Source organism: Roseobacter sp. FCG-D35, from assembly GCF_033436665.1.
Classification (GTDB): domain Bacteria; phylum Pseudomonadota; class Alphaproteobacteria; order Rhodobacterales; family Rhodobacteraceae; genus JAWQFO01.
Genome location: NZ_JAWQFO010000007.1, coordinates 140,302 through 158,425, shown reverse-complemented (window position 1 = coordinate 158,425; position 18,124 = coordinate 140,302). Strand labels below are relative to the sequence as shown.

The following is an 18,124-nucleotide window of genomic DNA, read 5'->3' as shown; positions in this document are numbered from 1 at the left end:
TTTCGCGCGTGGCGGACACTACGCAGCCCGCCGCGCCGTTACAATGGTCGCAAGCCGGCGCGGGACTGGCAATTTACCTCCGACCGCGCTGGGCCTAGAGATAGGTCATGAGCAACGAAAAACTTCTTCTCGGCCAGGTCCTCGAAATCGACGGCGATCCGTTTGCGGATGCCTGGCAGGACGTGGTGCGGATCGACACCGGGGGCGGCGTGCTGGTGTCGGACGGGGTGATCCGCGCGGTGGGCGACGGCGCGGCGTTGCGCCAGGCGCATCCGCGCGCCGAGGTGATCGACCACGGCGATCACCTGATCTGCCCGGGCTTTGTCGACGCCCATGCGCATTACCCGCAGACCGCGATCATCGCGAGCTGGGGCAAGCGCCTGATCGACTGGCTCAACACCTATACCTTTCCCGAGGAAATGCGGTTTTCGGACCCCGCCTATGCCCGCGAGGTGGCCGAACGGCATCTCGCGCTGACACTTGCGCATGGCACGACGACGGTCTGTTCCTATGCCACCATCCATCCCGAAAGCGTCACGGCCTATTTCGAGGCTGCGGCGGTGGAGAACCGGCGGGTGATCGCGGGCAAGACCTGCATGGACCGCAATGCGCCGCCGGGCCTGTGCGACACGCCGCAATCGGCCTATGACGACAGCAAGGCGCTGCTGGAGCGCTGGCATGGGCGCGGACGTGCGGAATACGCGATCACGCCGCGTTTCTCGCCGACCTCGACACCGGCGCAGCTCGAGGCGCTGGGCAGCCTCTGGGCCGAGCATCCGGACTGCCTCATGCAGACCCACCTGAGCGAACAGACCGACGAGATTGCCTGGGTCAAGGAACTGTTCCCGCAGGCGCGCGATTATCTCGACACCTACGAGACCCACGGCCTGCTGGGCGCGCGCGGGGTCTATGGCCATGCCATCCATCTCGAGCCGCGCGAGATCGACCGGCTGCGCGAGACAGGTGCGGCGCTGGTGCATTGCCCGACGTCCAACACCTTCATCGGCTCGGGGCTTATGGATGTCGCAAGGCTTGCGGCCCGGGGCATCTCCCTGGGGCTTGCGACCGACACCGGCGGCGGATCGTCGTTCTCGATGCTGCGCACGATGGCGGCGGCCTACGAGATCGGTCAGCTGCGCGGCGCGGCGCTGCATGCAGCGCAGCTGATGTGGCTCGCCACGGCGGGCTCGGCGCGCAGCTTGCACCTGTCGGACCGGGTCGGGCGGCTTGCGCCGGGGCTCGAGGCGGATCTGTGCGTGCTCGACCTCGCCTCGACCCCGGCCATCGGGCAGCGCGCGGCGCGGGCTGAGACCGTCTGGGAGGCACTTTTTGCGACGATCATGATGGGCGACGACCGCGCCGTGGCGTCGGTCTGGGTGGCGGGCGACCGGCGCCTGTGACGAGCCGACGGAGGGGGCTCTGCCCCCGCCGCGCTGCGCGCGACTCCCCCGGGATACTTCCGAACCAGAGAAGGACGGGGCGGGGGAGCGCTCAGAGCGGCCAGATCAGCGGGATCACGGCCGAGACGATCACCGACATGGAGAGGTTGAGAGGGATACCGATGCGCATGAAGTCGGTGAACTTGTAGCCGCCGGGACCGTAGACCAGCGTGTTCGTCTGGTATCCTATGGGGGTCGCGAAGGCACAGGAGGCGGCGACCATCACGGCAACGACCAGCGGGCGCGGATCGAGGCCGAGTGCCTGGGCGAGGCCGATGGCGATCGGGGTCATGATCACCGCAACGGCGTTGTTCGAAACCAGCTCGGTCACGATCGTGGTCAGCAGGAAGACTGCGAAGACCACGAATTGGGGTGGCACCGCGGCGAGCCCCGGGGCGATGGCCTCGACCAGAAGGCTGATCGCGCCGGATTCCTGCAAGGCCACGCCGACGGCGAGCATCGCGAAGATCAGCGCCAGCAGGCTGCCCTCGACGTAAGAGAACGCCTCGTCGGCGTCGATGCAGCCGGTGAGCAGCACGATGGCGACGCCGAGGATGGCAAGCTGCAGGATCGGGGCGACCTCGAGCGCCGCGAGCACGATGATCCCAAGCATCACCGCGATTGCGATCGGGGCATGCGAGCGCCGGAAGCCGCGCGCCGAAGGCTGGGAGACGTCGACCATGTCCATCTCGGCGGCAAGGCGCTGGATGTCCTCGGGTGCGCCCTCGAGCAGCAGCGTGTCGCCGACCTTGACGACGAGATCGTCGAGCTGGCGGCCGATGTTCTGGTTCCGGCGGTGCACGGCGAGCGGGTAGACGCCGTAGCGCCGGCGCAGGCGCATCGCGCCCAGCGAGCGTCCGACCATGCGGCAGCCTGGCGTGATCAGCACTTCGACGGTGGTGGTCTCGACCGCCGAGACCTGGTCGACGCGGCGCAACTCCTTGTTCGATTGCAGGCTCAGAAGCTCGGTCATCTTCGTGCGCAGCACCACCCGGTCGCCGACCTGCAGGCTGACGCCCGAAAGATCGCGGCGCAGCGAGCGGTCGCCGCGGATCACGTCGATCAGCCGCACACCGTCGCGCCTGAAGAGCTGCACGCCGAGGACCTCGCGGCCGATCAGGTTGCTGTCGGGCGGGATGACGGCCTCGGTGAAGAACTTCATGCGCGAGCGGTCCGAGAGCATGTTGGCCATGCTGTCGCGCTCGGGCAGCAGGCGCGGGGCGAAGACGGTCATGTAGACGAGGCCCCAGGCGCAGACCACGAGACCGATCGGCATGATCTCGAGAATGCCGAAGGGCGCGAGCCCTTGCGAGCGCGCGACGCCGTCGACCAGCAGGTTGGTCGAGGTGCCGATGAGCGTGAGCAACCCGCCCATGATCGCGGCGTAGCTGAGCGGGATCAGGAGCTTTGAGGCCTTGGTGCCCAGGGTCTCGGAAAGCCGGACGAGCACCGGGATCATCACTACGACGACGGGCGTGTTGTTCATGATCGCCGAAGCGACCATCACCGCGATGATGACACCGGCAACGGCGGTTTTCGGATGTGTCCGGGCATAGCGCTCGGCGATCTGGGTCAGCACGTCGAGCGCGCCGGTGCGCACCAGCGCGCCCATGACGATGAACATCGCGGCGATAGTCCAGGGCGCGGAGTTCGACAGCACCGGCAGTGCCTTTTCGTACGGCAGCAGGCCGAGGGCGAGCAGCAGGGCGGCGCCGCCGATGGCGACGACCTCGGTGGGGTAGGTCTCGCGCATGAAGAGGACGAACATGCCGGCGACGACGAGAATCGTCAGGACCGGGCTGACCATGGGCGAAAGCTCGAGGAACGGCATTGGCGGAATCCTGGCAAATCGGGCTAGCGGCGCGTGTCACCGGTGGGCGACAGGGCCGCGAGGGCAGCTTTCGGTCTCGGTTGAACGAGGTACATTCCGAGGAACATACTGCCCAGTGCGACCCAGACAAACGGTGAATAGCTCTCGTCGAGGATCAACTTGGCCCAGAGAATGCCGAAGCCGGTCACGAGGTAGCTGACCTGGGCCGTAAAGACCGCCCCAGTGCGCCCGACGAGCCAGACATAGGCGGTGTAAACGGCCACATGAACCAGCGCCGTGACCACCAGCGCCTGGCCGGCGGTCGTCACGGCGAGGTTTACCGGTGCAATGAACTGGTCGCTGAAGACGGCAATTGGAAAGGCCAGAACCGTGCCGACCAGCGAGGCGCCGGTCAGCACCTGCGCGGTGTCGAGCCCTTCGGTGCCCCATTTGGCGACGTAGTTGCCCTCGAAGGCGTAGAACACACTGGACACGAGGCCGACGAGCACCCAGTGCAGCGCCACGCCATCGGGCAGCGATAGACCCGGTGTCATGATCAGCAGGACCCCGGCAAGACCGGCCAGCAGTCCGTAGAGCCGCCGTGGCGAGAAGCTGTCGTTGCCAAGCAGGAGAGCGATGGGAAAGGCCCACATCGGAACCATCGACAAAAGCAGCGACAGGATGCCCGAGGGCAGGTGGACGGCGGCCTGGTAGCCGGCGGAGTTGGGCAGGATCGTCCCGATCAGGGCGATGATCACGTAGAGGCGGATGTGCCGCGCCTCGCGCGGAAAGCCGGTGCCGCGTACGACGGCGATCAGTGACAGCACGGCGGCGCCGATCGCCAGTTGCCAGAAGACCAGCCCGAAGTGCTTGTAGCCGGTAGAGACCGCGATCTTGCTGAGCGGCTGGGTGATGCCCCAGCCTGCGCCGAGTACGGCGAGGATTGCAGTGTAGAACAGCACCTCACGGCGTGTCACGGTGCGGCCGCCTCCAGCAGGCCGCCGTCGCGGACCATCGCTACCCGGGTCGCGCGGCCGGTCCGATCATCGGTCTCGACATAGGTGCCGGAAAGGGTCGCCTCGCCGTTGGCGGGGGTGAAGCGGTCGCGCGGCATGCCGGTGACAAAGCGGCGCATCGGCTCGTCCTTTTCCATGCCAATGACGGAGTTGTAGTCGCCGCACATGCCGGCGTCGGTCTGGTAGGCCGTGCCGCCCTTCAGGATCGTCGCATCCGCGGTCGGGACATGGGTGTGGGTGCCGACGACAAGGCTCGCGCGGCCATCGCACCAATGGCCGATCGCCATCTTCTCGGAGGTGGCCTCGCAATGCACGTCGACGATGATTGCCTGGGCCAGACCGCCGAGGGGATGCGCCTTGAGCACGGGTTCGAGCGCCGAGAACGGATCGTCGAAGGGGCGCTTCATGAACACCTGTCCCAGGGCCTGCGTCACCAGCACCTTCCGGCCCGACCGTGCGGTGAACAGGCGAAATCCTTTGCCGGGTGCTGCCTTGGAGAAGTTGAGCGGCCGGATCACGCGGGGCTCGCTTTCGATGAATTGCAGCATGTCCTTCTGGTCGAAGGCGTGGTCGCCGAGCGTGAGGCAGTCGGCCCCGGCCTCGAGAAGCGTTTTTGCATGTGCGCCGCTGAGGCCGACGCCAGAGGTGGCGTTCTCGGCGTTGATCACGACGAAATCGAGTTTCCAGCTGTCGCGCAGTCGCGGCAGACGTTCCGTGACCGCGCGGCGGCCGGCGCGGCCCATGACATCGCCAAGAAAAAGCAGCTTCATGGCGCGATGCCTAGGGCCGGTCGCCGGCGCTCGCAAGCGCTAACTGCGGACGGGCCGGGGCGGGCGCGGAATTTTGAAAAATTCCGTGCCGGAAAATTGCAATGTTCCAGGGCCGGGCCGATGGTCATGTCACAACGGCCAGACGACGAGGATCACCGGGATCGAGACCGCGATGACGATGATCTCGAGCGGCAGGCCCATGCGCCAGTAATCCCCGAATGCATAGCCGCCGGGACCAAGAATGAGAGTGTTGTTCTTGTGCCCGATCGGGGTCAGGAAGGCGGACGAGGCCGCGACAGCCACCGCCATGAGGAACGGGTCCGGCGAAACCTCGAGCACGCGCGCCATCTGGATCGCCACCGGGGCCGCGACAATGGTCGTGGCGGTGTTGTTGAGTACGTCCGAAAGGGTCATCGTGACGACCATGAGGGCGGTCAGCACCGCCCAGGCTGGCAACCCTTCAGTGGCCGAGATCAGCCAGCCGGCGATCAGTTCCGTGCCGCCCGAGCTTTCGAGCGCGTTGCCGAGAGGGATCATCGAGCCCAGCAGCACGACCACCGGCCAGTTGATGTGGTCGTAGAGTTCGGCAAGCGGCAGGATGCCGCTGAGCACGTAGGCCATCACCACCAGGCCAAGCGCGATGGGCAGGTAAACCAGCCCGAAGGACGCCGTAGCGACAGCCCCCGCGAAAAGCCCGATGGCAAGCCAGACCTTGTCGTTCGCGGTCACCGTCAGTCCGCGGCTGGCCAGGGGAAGCGCGCCGAGCCAGTCGGTGACGTCCGGCCCGGTGTCGCGCGGCACCAGAAGCAGCAGGATATCGCCGCTCTGGATCCGCGTCTTCTGGACCTGCTCGGTGATCTTGCGCCCGCGCCGCGAGATGCCGAGCAGCACCGCCCGCAGGCGCCAGTTGAGGCCCACCGACATCGCCGTGCGCCCGGCGATGCGCGCACCTTCGGGCACCACGACCTCGATAATCTCGACGCCTTCGCCCTCGGCGCGCAGCTTCTCCTCGCGCTTGCTGTCGGCCAGTTGCAGGTCGAGCGCCGAGCGCAACTCGTCGAGCGCCTCGGGCGTTGCCTCGAGCACGATGGCGTCGCCGGCTTTCAGCGCCACGTTGCGGGACTGGCCGTAGAGCCGCTTCCCGTCCCGTATTAACCCGAGGATCGCCACGTCGTTCTTTTCGGCGGCCTCGTTGAGTTCGCCAAGGCGCTTGCCGATGTGGTCGCTGTCCTCGGGTATGCTGAGCTCGGCGATGTATTGCGAGATATCCTCGGCACGGATCGTGGCGTCCTCGCGCGCCGGGATCAGGCGCCAGCCGATCAGGGCCACGAAGGCCAGACCGGCGATCGCCGCGGCACCGCCGACCGGGGCGAAGTCGAACATGCGGTAGGGCTCGCCCAGAGCCTCCCCGCGGTAGGTCGCGATGATGATGTTTGGTGGCGTTCCGATCAGCGTCGCCATGCCGCCGAGGATGGTGGCGAAGCTGAGCGGCATCAGCGACAGCCCCGGGCTGCGCCCGGCCTTGCGCGCGGTCTGCATGTCCACCGGCATCAGCAGGGCCAGCGCCGCGACGTTGTTCATGAAGGCCGAGAGCACGCCGCCGACGGTGCCCATCAGCGCGATATGCGCCCCGAGGCCGCGCGCCGAGTCGACCAGCGTCCGGGTGATCAGGAAGACCGCGCCGGAGTGGACAAGCCCGGCCGAAACGACAAGCACCAGCGCCACGACGATGGTGGCGGGATGCCCGAAGCCCACGAAGGCGTCCTCGGTCGGCACCACGCCGACGACGACGGCGACCATCAGCGCCGAAAAGGCGACGATGTCATAGCGGAAACGGCCCCAGAGCAGCAGGCCGAAGACGGCGGCGAAGAGGCAGAAAAGGATGATCTGGTCGGTGGTCATGCGGCGAAGCTATCGCGGTTTCGTGCCGCGCACCAATGCGTTGTCGCGGTCTCAGGTTCCCTGGTAGGATCGGATCAGCTGCCAGATCGCCTCGATCACGTTGTCGACCGCCACCGCGGCCAGCACCATTCCCATCACCCGGCTGACGATGGCCGCCCCGCTGCGCCGGATCAGGCGCAGGATCGGCCCGGCCATGAGCATCGCGATCAGGGCGCAGAGGATCACCAGCAGCATCACGCCGGCCGTCACCGCCTGCTCGGGGACCGAAAAGCGGTTGTTGTCGGTCAGCAGGACGATGGCGAGCATCGCGCCGGGCGAGGCGAGCGACGGCACCGCAAGCGGGAAGATCGCCGGATTGTCGCCGTCGCGCGATCCCATGCCGGTGTCGTTTGTGCCGAAGATCATCGTCAACGCGAAAAGAAACAGCACCAGACCACCGGCGATCTGGAAGGCGGGCAGCGAAATGCCGAGCGCGTCGATCAGGAACTGGCCCAGCACCAGGAAGAAGCCGAGAACCAGCGCCGCGACGCCGGCCGCCTGCAGCGCGATGCGCCGGTGTGCGGCGGCGGAATAGCCCGCGGTGACGGCGACGAATACCGGGATCGTGCCGATCGGGTCGATCACCACCCAGAGGATCACGAATTGCTCGAAAAAGTCGCTTGTCATGGCGGGGTCCGGTCAGAGGCGATGCCCGTCCTGACCACGATTTCGCGGCAAAGGCAACGTCGGCCCGGCGCGTGCCGCGGCAAGAGGCTTGCGGCTGCAAGCGCGCCTGACGTATAGGACCCTGTCATTCAATTCAGCCGGAGAGAGATCCATGGCAGGCCACTCCAAATGGGCAAACATCCAGCATCGCAAGGGCCGGCAGGATGCCGTGCGGGCCAAGCTCTTCTCGAAGCTTTCCAAAGAAATCACCGTCGCCGCCAAGATGGGCGACCCGGATCCCGAAAAGAACCCGCGGCTGCGTCTCGCGGTCAAGGAAGCCAAGTCGAGCTCGGTCCCGAAGGACGTGATCGAACGCGCGATCAAGAAGTCGCAGGCCGGCGAGGGCGACGATTACGAGGAAATCCGCTACGAAGGCTACGGGCCCAACGGCGTCGCGGTCATCGTCGAGGCGATGACCGACAACCGCAATCGCACGGCATCGAACGTGCGGTCGACCTTCACCAAGAACGGCGGCAACCTCGGCGAGACTGGTTCGGTTGGCTTCATGTTCGAGCGCAAGGGCGAAATCACCTATCCCGCGGACGCCGGCGACGCCGACACGGTCATGCTTGCCGCCATCGAGGCCGGGGCCGAGGATGTCGAAAGCGGCGAGGACGGGCACGTGATCTGGTGCGCCGACACCGATCTCAACGACGTGGCGACGGCGCTCGAGGCGGATCTGGGGGAATCGGACTCGACCAAGCTGGTCTGGAAGCCGACCACCACGACCGAAATGGACCTCGAAGGCATGGAGCGGCTGATGAAGCTGGTCGAGGCGCTCGAGGACGACGACGACGTGCAGCGGGTGACCACGAACTTCGAAGCCACCGACGAGGTCATGGCGCAGCTCTGACGGCAAGGGTCACGCAACAAAAAAAGCCGCCCCCCGAGGGGGCGGCCGACTTTGCGCCACGGTCCGCTGCGCGTGTCAGCAGAAAATATTGCGTGCAATCACCCCGAAGCCCTGGCAGGGCGGGTTGTCGGCGGCAGCCTGTCCGGCGGGCATTGCGTTCACGATCGCCGTATCGCTTCGCGCGGCGGATTTCTGACGGCTCAGACGCTTCATCAGATGCTTCAGCGCGCTCAGGCGTTCCTGAGCGCCCATGCCGCCGGCCTCGCTTTGGACGGAGAGAATCTTTTGCTGCGTGTGTAGCGCAGCCTCGATAAGGTCGAGGTCCTTCTGGTTCAATTCCAGTGTATGGTTATCGTTCGGCATCTCAAATCTTCCTTCGTGCGGACGGTGTGTATATGGGACTTGGCCTGCAGGATTGAAGGAGATACGCAGCCCAATGACGAAAAGTTTTGGATTCTAGCTCAGCGTGCATTCACTTGAGCGTGATTGGTTGCAAGAAATCATGCCCAGTAACTTCGGAACGGCTGCGGCGCAGGCAATGATGACGAATTGCGACCTGGGGCCCGGGGCATGATCACCACGTTTCTTGCCGGCTTCGCGCTCGGGTTTTCGCTGATCCTCGCCATCGGCGCGCAGAACGCTTTCGTCCTGCGCCACGGTCTGATGCGCCTCCACGTATTCCAGGTCTGCCTGATCTGCGCGGTCTCGGACGCGCTGCTGATCGCCGCCGGGGTCGCGGGCATCGGTGTCATCACCCGCGCCCTACCGTGGTTCGAGCCGCTGATGCGCTACGGGGGTGCGGCCTTCCTGATCTGGTACGGGGCGCGCAGCGCCCGATCGGCCTGGAAGGGCGGCCACAGGATGGAAGCCGAGGGCCGCGCCGCGCCGACGCTGCGCGCGACGGTGCTCACGGCGCTGGCCTTCACCTGGCTGAACCCGCATGTCTACCTCGACACGATGCTTCTGATCGGCTCGATCTCGGCGCAGTACGCGGACCCCTGGATCTTCGGGTCCGGCGCGATCCTGTCGAGCTTCACCTTCTTCTTCGGCCTCGGCTACGGGGCGCGCATCCTCGCGCCGCTCTTTGCGCGGCCGCGCAGCTGGCAGGTGCTCGACGGGATCATCGCCCTGACGATGTGGGCCATCGCGGTCAAGCTGCTTGTGGGCTGAGAACGGCCCGCCCTTGCGGTGTCCCGGCAATTGCGATCAAGAGGGCGCATGAGCACGGTCAAACCCAATCGCCCGGTCACCGGTGTCTTCTGGATGCTGGTTACCGGGGTCTGCTTCATCTGCGTGACCGCCCTCGTCAAGCTGCTAGGCCCCGAGATCCCGCCGGCGGAATCGGCCTTCCTGCGCTATGTCATCGGGCTTGTCTTCCTGGTGCCGGCCCTTGGTCAGCTGCGTGCCGCGCACCTCACGCCCCGGCAGTGGCGGCTCTTCGCGCTGCGTGGTTTCTGCCACGCGATGGGCGTGATCCTGTGGTTCTACGCCATGCCGCGCATCCCGCTCGCGGACGTGACGGCGATGAACTACCTCGCACCGGTTTACGTCACGCTGGGCGCCGCACTGTTTCTCGGCGAGCGGCTCGCTGCGCGCCGCATCGCGGCCATCGTCTTCGCCCTTGTCGGCGCGATGATCATCCTGCGCCCGGGGTTTCGCGAGGTCAGCTCCGGCCATCTCGCCATGATCGGCACGGCGATCCTGTTCGGCGGCTCCTACCTGCTGGCCAAGATCGTCGCCGACGAGGTTCACCCCGCCGTCGTCGTCGCGATGCTGTCGATCTTTGTCACGATCGCGCTCTTTCCCTTCGCCGTCGCAGACTGGGTCATGCCGACCTGGCGCCAACTCGGGATCCTGTTCCTCGTCGCCTGCTGCGCTACCGCCGGCCACTACACCATGACGCTCGCCTTCGCGGCCGCGCCCGTGACCGTGACCCAGCCCGTCACCTTCACCCAGCTCGTCTGGGCCGTGCTGCTCGGCTATTTCGCCTTCGGCGAGGCCGTGGACATCTGGGTGGTCGTCGGCGGGGTGGTGATCCTCGGCTCGGTCACCTTCATCACCTGGCGCGAGGCGGTGCTGAACCGCCGCCCGGTGACCCCGCCGATGCCAGCCACGAAGACATGACGCCGCTTTAGTTGATTGACGAGTCAATCAAGCCTGCTCTAGGGTTGCGGCTGTCATCGATCGGGGACCCGGGGACATGCCGAAAGTGGGAATGGAAGTCATTCGCCGCACCGCGCTGGTGCAGGCGACCATCGCCGAGATCGGCGCGCGCGGGACGCTCGACGTGACCGTGGGCCAGATCGCGCGCCGTGCCGGCATGTCGACCGCGCTCGCGCATCACTATTTCGGCGGCAAGGATCAGATCTTCCTCGCCGCCATGCGGCAGATCCTGCGCGATTTCGAGGCCGAGATCGTGCGCGGCCTGAAAGTGGCAAACGGACCGCGCGCGCGCGCCGAGGCGATCATCGCCGCCAGCTTCGCGCCGGCCTGTTTCGCGCCCAATACGATCGGCGCCTGGATGACGCTCTACGCACAGGCCCAGACTCATCCCGAAACCCTGCGCCTGCTCCGGCTCTACCAGCGCCGCCTGCGCTCGAACCTGACCCACGCCCTGCGCCCGATCAGCGATGCCCCCGAACGCCACGCCGAAACCATCGCCGCTCTGATCGACGGGCTTTACCTGCGCGCCGCCCTGGCACGCTCGGAAAGCGCCGACACCGCACGCGCCGCGGCGCTGTCGATCCTGAACGTGCTGACCGGAAAGACCGGATGACCCGTCCCAACATCCTGATCCTGATGGTCGACCAACTCAACGGGACCCTGTTCCCCGATGGTCCCGCCGACTGGCTGCACGCGCCCAACCTCAAGGCGCTGGCAAAGCGGTCCACGCGGTTCCGCAACGCCTATACCGCCAGCCCGCTCTGCGCCCCCGGCCGCGCCTCCTTCATGTCCGGCCAGCTGCCCTCGGCCACCGGCGTCTACGACAACGCGGCCGAGTTTCCTTCCGCCGTGCCGACCTACGCCCACCACCTGCGCCGCGCCGGCTACCAGACCTGTCTGTCCGGCAAGATGCATTTCGTCGGCCCCGACCAGCTGCACGGCTTCGAGGAGCGCCTGACCACCGACATCTACCCGGCCGACTTCGGCTGGACCCCGGATTACCGCAAGCCGGGAGAGCGCATCGACTGGTGGTATCACAACCTCGGAAGCGTCACCGGCGCCGGCGTGGCCGAGATCAGCAACCAGATGGAATACGACGACGAGGTCGCCTACAACGCGCAGCGCAAGCTCTACGACCTGTCGCGCGGGGCCGATGCCCGCCCCTGGATGCTGACGGTCAGCTTCACCCATCCGCACGATCCTTACGTCGCCCGCCGCAAGTACTGGGATCTCTATGCGGAGTGCGAGCACCTTCTGCCGGAAGTTCCCGCGATCTCCTACGAGGATCAGGACCCCCACGCGAAACGCCTGTTCGACGCCAACGACTGGCGCGCCTTCGACATCACCGAAGACGACATCCGCCGGTCGCGCCGGGCCTATTTCGCCAACATAAGCTATCTCGACGACAAGATCGGCGAACTGCTCGACACGCTCGAGGCGACCCGGCAGAAGGCCATCGTCGTCTTCGTCTCCGACCACGGCGACATGCTGGGCGAGCGCGGCCTCTGGTTCAAGATGTCCTTCTTCGAGGGCTCCGCGCGGGTTCCGCTGATGATCAGCGCCCCGGACATGACGCCGGAGCTGGTCACCGCCCCGGTCTCGACGATCGACCTCTGTCCCACGCTCTGCGATCTCGCCGGCGTTTCGATGGACGAGGTCGCGCCCTGGACCACCGGCACCTCGCTGGTCCCGCTGGGGCAGGGGGCGGAGCGGCGCGAGCCGGTGCGCATGGAATACGCCGCCGAAGGCTCCCAGGCGCCGATGGTCTCGCTGCGCACCGGGCGCTGGAAGTACAACCGGTGCGCGCTCGATCCCGACCAGCTCTTCGACCTCGACGCCGACCCGCACGAGCGGACCAACCTCGCCGGCGACCCGACCCATGCCGACACCCTCGCGCGCCTGCGCGCCGAGAGCGAGGCGTCCTGGGATCTCGACGCTTTCGACGCCGATGTCCGCCACAGCCAGGCCCGGCGCTGGATCGTCTACGAGGCCCTGCGCCAAGGGGGCTATTACCCCTGGGACTACCAGCCGCTGCGCCAGGCCTCCGAGCAGTACATGCGCAACCACATGGACCTCAACGTCCTCGAAGACGCCCGTCGCTTCCCGCGCGGCGAATGATCCCTCTCTGGTTTCGAAATATCCCCGCCGGAGGCAAGAAAGTTCCGAGATGACCTATCCCACCCAGCCCACCGCCAGCCATTTCATCGATGGCGCCTATCTCGAGGATACCGCCGGCGCCGAAATCCCGGTGATCTATCCCGCGACAGGCGAACGCATCGCCACCGTGCACGCGGCCACGCCCGACGTGATCGAGCGTGCGCTCGCTTCGGCCAAACGCGCGCAGACCGCCTGGGCCGCTATGACGGGCACCGAGCGCGGTCGCATTCTGCGCCGCGCCGCCGACATCATCCGCGCGCGCAACCACGAGCTTTCGGTGCTTGAAACCCAGGACACCGGCAAGCCCTACCAGGAAACCTCCGTCGCCGATGCCACCAGCGCCGCCGACGCGCTTGAGTACTTCGGCGGCCTTGCCGGCAGTCTCACGGGCGAGCATGTGCAACTCGGCGAGAACTGGGCCTACACCCGGCGCGAACCGCTGGGCGTCTGCGTCGGCATCGGGGCCTGGAACTACCCGACCCAGATCGCCTGCTGGAAGGGCGCGCCGGCGCTGGCCTGCGGCAATGCGATGGTTTTCAAACCTTCCGAGACCACGCCGCTCTGTGCCCTGAAGGTGGCCGAGATCCTGTACGAGGCCGGACTTCCCGCGGGGCTTTTCAACGTCGTGCAAGGCCTGGGCGAGGTCGGGGCCGCGCTGGTGAACGACCCGCGCGTGGCCAAGGTTTCGCTGACGGGCTCGGTGCCTACGGGGCGCAAGGTCTACGCCGCCGCGGCACAGGGCATGAAACACGTCACCATGGAGCTTGGCGGCAAGTCGCCGCTGATCGTCTTCGACGATGCCGATCTCGACAACGCCGTCGGCGGCGCCATCCTCGGCAATTTCTATTCCTCGGGGCAGGTCTGCTCGAACGGTACCCGCGTCTTCGTGCAGCGCGGCATCCGCGAAGCCTTCCTCGACCGCATGGCCGAACGCCTCTCGAAGGCGGTGATTGGCGACCCGATGGAGCCCGAGACCAGCTTCGGGCCGATGGTGTCCGAGCGCCAGATGGACATCGTGCTGGGCTACATCGCGAAAGGCGAGGCAGAAGGCGCACGGCTGGTCTGCGGCGGCAAGCGCCTGAACCGCAACGGGTTCTACATCGAACCCACGGTGTTCGCCGACGTTACCGACGACATGACCATCGCGCGCGAAGAGATCTTTGGACCGGTCATGGCGGTTTTCGACTTCGACACCGAGGAAGAGGCGATGCGCCGCGCGAACGACACGCCCTTCGGGCTCGCCGCCGGGGTCTTCACCCGCGATCTCGCCCGCGCGCACCGGGTCGTCGCCGGGTTTGAGGCTGGCACCTGCTACATCAACAGCTACAACGACGCGCCGGTCGAAGCCCCTTTCGGCGGCATGAAGGCCTCGGGCGTCGGGCGCGAGAATTCCAAGGCGGCGATCGAGCATTACAGCCAGCTCAAGACCGTCTTCGTACGCATGGGCGACGTCGAAGCGCCGTTCTGAGCGCGACAAGGTTGGGAACGTGATGGAAGCGGATTTCGTGATCGTGGGCGCCGGCAGCGCCGGTTGCGCGATGGCCTACCGGCTCAGCGAGGCCGGGGCCTCGGTGATCGTCATCGAATACGGCGGCAGCGACGTGGGACCCTTCATCCAAATGCCGGCGGCGCTGAGCTATCCGATGAACATGCGCCGCTACGACTGGGGCTTCACCTCCGAGCCGGAACCGCATCTGGGCGGTCGCCGCCTCGCCTGTCCGCGCGGCAAGGTCATCGGCGGCTCGTCGAGCATCAACGGCATGGTCTACGTGCGCGGCCACGCGATGGATTTCGACCACTGGGCCGAGCAGGGCGCGGACGGATGGGCCTTTGCCGACGTGCTGCCGTATTTCAAGCGGATGGAGACCTGGCACGCCAACGGGCATGGCGGCGACCCGTCCTGGCGCGGCACCGACGGTCCCCTTCACGTCAGCCGCGGCCCGCGCCTCAACCCGCTTTATGCCGCCTTCGTCGAGGCCGGGCGGCAGGCGGGCTACGAAGTCACCGACGACTACAACGGGCGCAAGCAGGAAGGCTTCGGCCCGATGGAGCAGACGGTCTGGAAAGGACGGCGCTGGTCCGCGGCCAACGCCTACATCCACCCGGCGCTTCGCCGCGAGAATTGCACGCTGGTGCGCGGTCTGGCGCGGCGCGTGATCATCGAGGATGGCGCGGCCATCGGCGTCAAGATCGACCGCGGCGGCGCGACCGAGGTGGTCCGCGCGCGCCGCGAGGTGGTGCTGGCCGCCTCGTCGATCAACTCGCCCAAGCTGCTGATGCTCTCGGGGATCGGTCCGGCCGCGCAGCTGGCCGAACACGGGCTCGACATCGTTGCCAACCGGCCCGGCGTGGGACAGAACCTGCAGGACCACCTCGAGCTCTACATCCAGATGGCCTCGAGCCAGCCGATCACACTCTATCGCTACTGGAACCTCGTCTCGAAAGGGCTCATCGGGGCGCAGTGGCTTTTCACCAAGACGGGCCTCGGCGCCTCGAACCAGTTCGAGAGCGCCGCCTTCATCCGCAGCCGGGCCGGGGTGCCATATCCGGACATCCAGTACCACTTCCTGCCGATGGCGGTGCGCTACGACGGCAAGGCCGCGGCCGAGGGGCACGGATTCCAGGCCCATGTCGGGCCGATGCGCTCGCCTTCGCGCGGCGCGGTGACGCTGCGCTCGGGGGATCCCGCCGCCGATCCGCGCGTCCTCTTCAATTACATGTCGACCGAGGAGGACTGGGAGGATTTCCGGCGCTGCATCCGCCTGACGCGCGAGATCTTCGCGCAGGAAGCCTTCCGGCCTTATGTCAAGCACGAGATCCAGCCCGGGGTCCAAGCGCAAAGCGACGACGAACTCGACGCGGTGATCCGCGAACATGCCGAAAGCGCCTACCATCCCTGCGGCACCTGCCGGATGGGTCGCGCCGACGACCCGGAAGCCGTCGTCGATCCGCAGGCGCGCGTGATCGGCGTCGACCGGCTGCGCGTGGCCGACAGCAGCATCTTTCCGAGGATCACCAACGGCAATCTCAACGCGCCCTCGATCATGGTCGGCGAGAAGGTCTCGGATCACCTGCTGGGCCGCGATCCGCTGGCCCCGGCCAATGACGAGCCTTGGGTCCATCCGAACTGGCAGATCGCGCAACGATGAGTCACCTGCGTTAACTTTCCCTAACGTCGGCCTTAACTTGCCCCGGCGCCCGGTTCATACCGGGGCATGGTCCGTATTTTCTGCCTCCTGCTTCTTGTCCTTCCTTTTGCCGCGTCGGCGAGCGAGTTCTCGGGCCGTCTGCGCGTCATTGACGGCGACACTTTCGACGTGGGCGCGCGTCGCGTGCGGCTGCACGGGATCGACGCGCCGGAGGCGGATCAGACCTGCCGGACACGGCAGGGCGTGGAATGGGAATGCGGAGCCTGGGTCACGGCGCAGGTCCGCGCGCGCTACCAGGGACAGGCGGCGACCTGCACGGCCGTCGACATCGACCGCTACAAGCGCATCGTCGCGCGCTGCGCGGTCGGCGGGGCGGACATGGGCCGGCAGATCGTCTCGGACGGCCTTGCCTTCGCCTATCGCCGCTATTCGATGGCATACGATCTCGACGAAAAGCGCGCGGCGGTGAACGATCGCGGGCTGCACGCCAGCCAGGTGCAGTCGCCGGCCCAGTTCCGGCAATCCCGCGGGCAGGGCGGCACACCCGCCGACGGGTCCTGCGCGATCAAGGGCAACATCTCGAAGAACGGCAGGATCTACCACATGCCGGGCCAGCGCGACTATGCGCGCACGAGCATCCGCACGGACAAGGGCGAACGCTGGTTCTGCAGCGCCGCCGAGGCCGAGGCTGCGGGCTGGCGCCGGGCCCAGCGCTGAGGCTCAACCGACCTGGTAGGGCAGCACGTCGCGGCGATTGGCATCGACGCTGAGCCGGCGTTCCAGCGGCGGAACCGAACGCTGGTGGCAATCCGGACGCTCGCAGATCCGGCAGGAGATCCCGATCGGTTCGAAGGCAGACGCACGGGCGATGTCCATGCCGTCGGCATAGACGAGATCGCGTGCGTGCCGAACCTCACAGCCGAGCGCGATCGCAAAGCGCCGAACCGGCGCGCCGAAATGCCCCGCCGCCTTGGACACGTCGCGCGCCAGGCTGATGTAGCGCGCCCCGTCCGGGGTCTCGGCCAGTTGCCGCAGGAACTGGCCCGGCGTCTCGAATGCGCGGTGCACGTTCCAGAGCGGACAGGCCCCGCCGAAGCGCGCGAACTGCAGCCGCGTCGCCGAATGGCGTTTGGTGATCGTGCCGGCCTGGTCGACGCGCACGAAGAAGAAGGGAATACCCTTGGCGCCGGGGCGCTGCAGGGTGGACAGGCGGTGCGCAACCTGCTCGATCGATGCGCCGAAGTCGTTGGCGAGGATCTCGAGATCGTGACGGCACTCGAAAGCGCGGCGCTGGAAGGTTCCGTAAGGCATCAGCGCGGCGCCGGCGAAGTAGTTGGCAAGCCCCATCTTGGCGATCGCGCGCGCCTCGGGGCTGTGGAACCGCGCCAGGTCGAGCGTCGCCTCGAGCAGCGCATCCTGCCGCACCAGCGCTACCTGAAGCAGCATCTGGAAGGTCTGCGTCTCCGGTGCCACGCGCCGCGACAGGGTGAGCAGCTTCCGCTCGGGATCGAAGTGGCGCAGCCGATCCGTGTCGACGAATTCGACCGTGACCCCGGCGTTGCCAAGCGCCGAGGAGGCCGCGACGCGGATGTTGCGAAACCCGCCCTGCCTTTCGGCGAAATGCTCGGCCGCCCGGTCGACCGCGTCGATGTAGTTGTCGCAGTAGTGGAAGAAATCGCGCACCTCTTCCCAGGGAGAGGGTGTTGCGCGCGCGTCCTCGCGGCCCAGCGCCTCGTCGAGCGAGGCCAGGCGTTCCTGCATTTCGCGGTAGCCGCGGTGCAGTTCCAGAAAGGCCCGCGCGAAGGCGGGCGCGTTCGATGCCGCGAGGCGCAGGTCGGCCATTGGCGGCAGGCTGCTGCCGAAGACCGGGTCGGCCATCGCCTCGCGCATGTCGCTGACCAGGCGTTCGCTGTCGCCTTCGCTCAGCTCGGTCACGTCGAGCCCGAATTCCTGCGCCAGTGCGAGGACGACCGTGGTCGACACCGGCCGATTGTTGTTTTCCATCTGGTTCAGGTAGGGCAGCGACACGCCAAGCTTGGCCGCGAAATCCTTCTGCGTATGTCCGAGCCGGGTGCGCAGTTCGCGCAGTTTCGCCCCGGCGTAGAGTTTTTGCGTGGCCATCCGCTTCGTCCCGCTGCGATTTGCAAATTTGCTTCGCGC

At 66.9% G+C, this 18,124-nt stretch carries 16 protein-coding genes; 9 read left to right on the top strand and 7 right to left on the bottom strand.

Going from position 1 to position 18,124, the window contains the following annotated elements:
* Positions 1–107: 107 nt before the first annotated feature.
* A complete protein-coding gene (gene guaD / locus R5H30_RS16470; protein ID WP_318329631.1) occupies positions 108–1,400 on the top strand; it encodes a guanine deaminase in 1,293 nt (430 codons plus the stop codon).
* Between the two features lie 91 nt (positions 1,401–1,491).
* On the opposite strand, the gene R5H30_RS16465 is transcribed toward guaD, so the two are convergent.
* From R5H30_RS16465 to R5H30_RS16445, 5 genes are all read right to left on the bottom strand, one after another.
* On the bottom strand, positions 1,492–3,270 hold the full coding sequence (locus R5H30_RS16465; protein ID WP_318329630.1) for an SLC13 family permease: 1,779 nt from the start codon (positions 3,268–3,270) through the stop codon (positions 1,492–1,494).
* A 23-nt stretch (positions 3,271–3,293) separates the two neighbouring features.
* On the bottom strand, positions 3,294–4,226 hold the full coding sequence (locus R5H30_RS16460; RefSeq protein ID WP_318329629.1) for a DMT family transporter: 933 nt from the start codon (positions 4,224–4,226) through the stop codon (positions 3,294–3,296).
* The gene (locus tag R5H30_RS16455; RefSeq protein WP_318329628.1) at positions 4,223–5,035 is read right to left on the bottom strand and encodes a TIGR00282 family metallophosphoesterase; all 813 of its coding nucleotides are present in this window, start codon (positions 5,033–5,035) and stop codon (positions 4,223–4,225) included. Before R5H30_RS16455 ends, R5H30_RS16460 begins: the two co-directional genes overlap by 4 nt.
* Positions 5,036–5,164: 129 nt before the next feature.
* Complete coding sequence (locus tag R5H30_RS16450) at positions 5,165–6,937, bottom strand: SLC13 family permease (RefSeq protein ID WP_318329627.1); 1,773 nt, start codon at positions 6,935–6,937, stop codon at positions 5,165–5,167.
* 51 nt (positions 6,938–6,988) lie between these two features.
* Positions 6,989–7,603, bottom strand: coding sequence for a MarC family protein (locus tag R5H30_RS16445; RefSeq protein WP_318329625.1), 615 nt, complete (start codon positions 7,601–7,603; stop codon positions 6,989–6,991).
* Positions 7,604–7,754: 151 nt separating this feature from the next.
* Here R5H30_RS16445 and R5H30_RS16440 point away from each other — a divergent pair, with 151 nt between their 5' ends.
* Positions 7,755–8,495: a YebC/PmpR family DNA-binding transcriptional regulator gene (locus R5H30_RS16440; protein WP_318329624.1), complete on the top strand. Its 741-nt coding sequence runs from the start codon at positions 7,755–7,757 to the stop codon at positions 8,493–8,495.
* A gap of 75 nt (positions 8,496–8,570) precedes the next feature.
* Here the strand turns inward: R5H30_RS16440 and R5H30_RS16435 are convergent, their stop codons facing one another.
* Positions 8,571–8,858 carry a hypothetical protein gene (locus R5H30_RS16435; protein ID WP_318329623.1) on the bottom strand — a complete coding sequence of 96 codons (288 nt, stop codon included), beginning with the start codon at positions 8,856–8,858 and terminating at the stop codon, positions 8,571–8,573.
* Between the two features lie 207 nt (positions 8,859–9,065).
* Here R5H30_RS16435 and R5H30_RS16430 point away from each other — a divergent pair, with 207 nt between their 5' ends.
* The 7 genes from R5H30_RS16430 to R5H30_RS16400 all read left to right on the top strand — a co-directional run bounded on the left by R5H30_RS16430 (position 9,066) and on the right by R5H30_RS16400 (position 16,681).
* Positions 9,066–9,665: a LysE/ArgO family amino acid transporter gene (locus R5H30_RS16430; RefSeq protein WP_318329622.1), complete on the top strand. Its 600-nt coding sequence runs from the start codon at positions 9,066–9,068 to the stop codon at positions 9,663–9,665.
* 48 nt (positions 9,666–9,713) lie between these two features.
* Entirely contained in the window at positions 9,714–10,619 is a 906-nt protein-coding gene (locus tag R5H30_RS16425; protein WP_318329621.1) for a DMT family transporter, read from the top strand.
* Between the two features lie 76 nt (positions 10,620–10,695).
* A complete protein-coding gene (gene betI / locus R5H30_RS16420; RefSeq protein WP_318329620.1) occupies positions 10,696–11,271 on the top strand; it encodes a choline-binding transcriptional repressor BetI in 576 nt (191 codons plus the stop codon).
* Entirely contained in the window at positions 11,268–12,776 is a 1,509-nt protein-coding gene (betC, locus tag R5H30_RS16415; protein ID WP_318329619.1) for a choline-sulfatase, read from the top strand. The genes betI and betC overlap by 4 nt, the downstream gene beginning before the upstream one ends.
* Before the next feature lie 49 nt (positions 12,777–12,825).
* Positions 12,826–14,283, top strand: coding sequence for a betaine-aldehyde dehydrogenase (gene betB, locus R5H30_RS16410; protein WP_318329618.1), 1,458 nt, complete (start codon positions 12,826–12,828; stop codon positions 14,281–14,283).
* Positions 14,284–14,305: 22 nt separating this feature from the next.
* Positions 14,306–15,964, top strand: a complete 1,659-nt coding sequence (gene betA / locus R5H30_RS16405) for a choline dehydrogenase (protein ID WP_318329617.1) — start codon at positions 14,306–14,308, stop codon at positions 15,962–15,964.
* A gap of 66 nt (positions 15,965–16,030) precedes the next feature.
* The gene (locus R5H30_RS16400; protein ID WP_318329615.1) at positions 16,031–16,681 is read left to right on the top strand and encodes a thermonuclease family protein; all 651 of its coding nucleotides are present in this window, start codon (positions 16,031–16,033) and stop codon (positions 16,679–16,681) included.
* A 3-nt stretch (positions 16,682–16,684) separates the two neighbouring features.
* Here the strand turns inward: R5H30_RS16400 and R5H30_RS16395 are convergent, their stop codons facing one another.
* On the bottom strand, positions 16,685–18,085 hold the full coding sequence (locus R5H30_RS16395; RefSeq protein ID WP_318329614.1) for a helix-turn-helix domain-containing protein: 1,401 nt from the start codon (positions 18,083–18,085) through the stop codon (positions 16,685–16,687).
* Positions 18,086–18,124 lie beyond the last annotated feature (39 nt).

Excerpts from the sequence above, each read along its gene's own strand:
- guaD (WP_318329631.1), top strand. The coding sequence starts at position 108 with ATGAGCAACGAAAAACTTCTTCTCGGCCAGGTCCTCGAAATCGACGGC.
- R5H30_RS16465 (WP_318329630.1), bottom strand. The coding sequence starts at position 3,270 with ATGCCGTTCCTCGAGCTTTCGCCCATGGTCAGCCCGGTCCTGACGATT.
- R5H30_RS16455 (WP_318329628.1), bottom strand. The coding sequence starts at position 5,035 with ATGAAGCTGCTTTTTCTTGGCGATGTCATGGGCCGCGCCGGCCGCCGC.
- R5H30_RS16450 (WP_318329627.1), bottom strand. The coding sequence starts at position 6,937 with ATGACCACCGACCAGATCATCCTTTTCTGCCTCTTCGCCGCCGTCTTC.
- R5H30_RS16445 (WP_318329625.1), bottom strand. The coding sequence starts at position 7,603 with ATGACAAGCGACTTTTTCGAGCAATTCGTGATCCTCTGGGTGGTGATC.
- R5H30_RS16440 (WP_318329624.1), top strand. The coding sequence starts at position 7,755 with ATGGCAGGCCACTCCAAATGGGCAAACATCCAGCATCGCAAGGGCCGG.
- R5H30_RS16435 (WP_318329623.1), bottom strand. The coding sequence starts at position 8,858 with ATGCCGAACGATAACCATACACTGGAATTGAACCAGAAGGACCTCGAC.
- R5H30_RS16430 (WP_318329622.1), top strand. The coding sequence starts at position 9,066 with ATGATCACCACGTTTCTTGCCGGCTTCGCGCTCGGGTTTTCGCTGATC.
- R5H30_RS16425 (WP_318329621.1), top strand. The coding sequence starts at position 9,714 with ATGAGCACGGTCAAACCCAATCGCCCGGTCACCGGTGTCTTCTGGATG.
- betI (WP_318329620.1), top strand. The coding sequence starts at position 10,696 with ATGCCGAAAGTGGGAATGGAAGTCATTCGCCGCACCGCGCTGGTGCAG.
- betC (WP_318329619.1), top strand. The coding sequence starts at position 11,268 with ATGACCCGTCCCAACATCCTGATCCTGATGGTCGACCAACTCAACGGG.
- betB (WP_318329618.1), top strand. The coding sequence starts at position 12,826 with ATGACCTATCCCACCCAGCCCACCGCCAGCCATTTCATCGATGGCGCC.
- betA (WP_318329617.1), top strand. The coding sequence starts at position 14,306 with ATGGAAGCGGATTTCGTGATCGTGGGCGCCGGCAGCGCCGGTTGCGCG.
- R5H30_RS16400 (WP_318329615.1), top strand. The coding sequence starts at position 16,031 with ATGGTCCGTATTTTCTGCCTCCTGCTTCTTGTCCTTCCTTTTGCCGCG.
- R5H30_RS16395 (WP_318329614.1), bottom strand. The coding sequence starts at position 18,085 with ATGGCCACGCAAAAACTCTACGCCGGGGCGAAACTGCGCGAACTGCGC.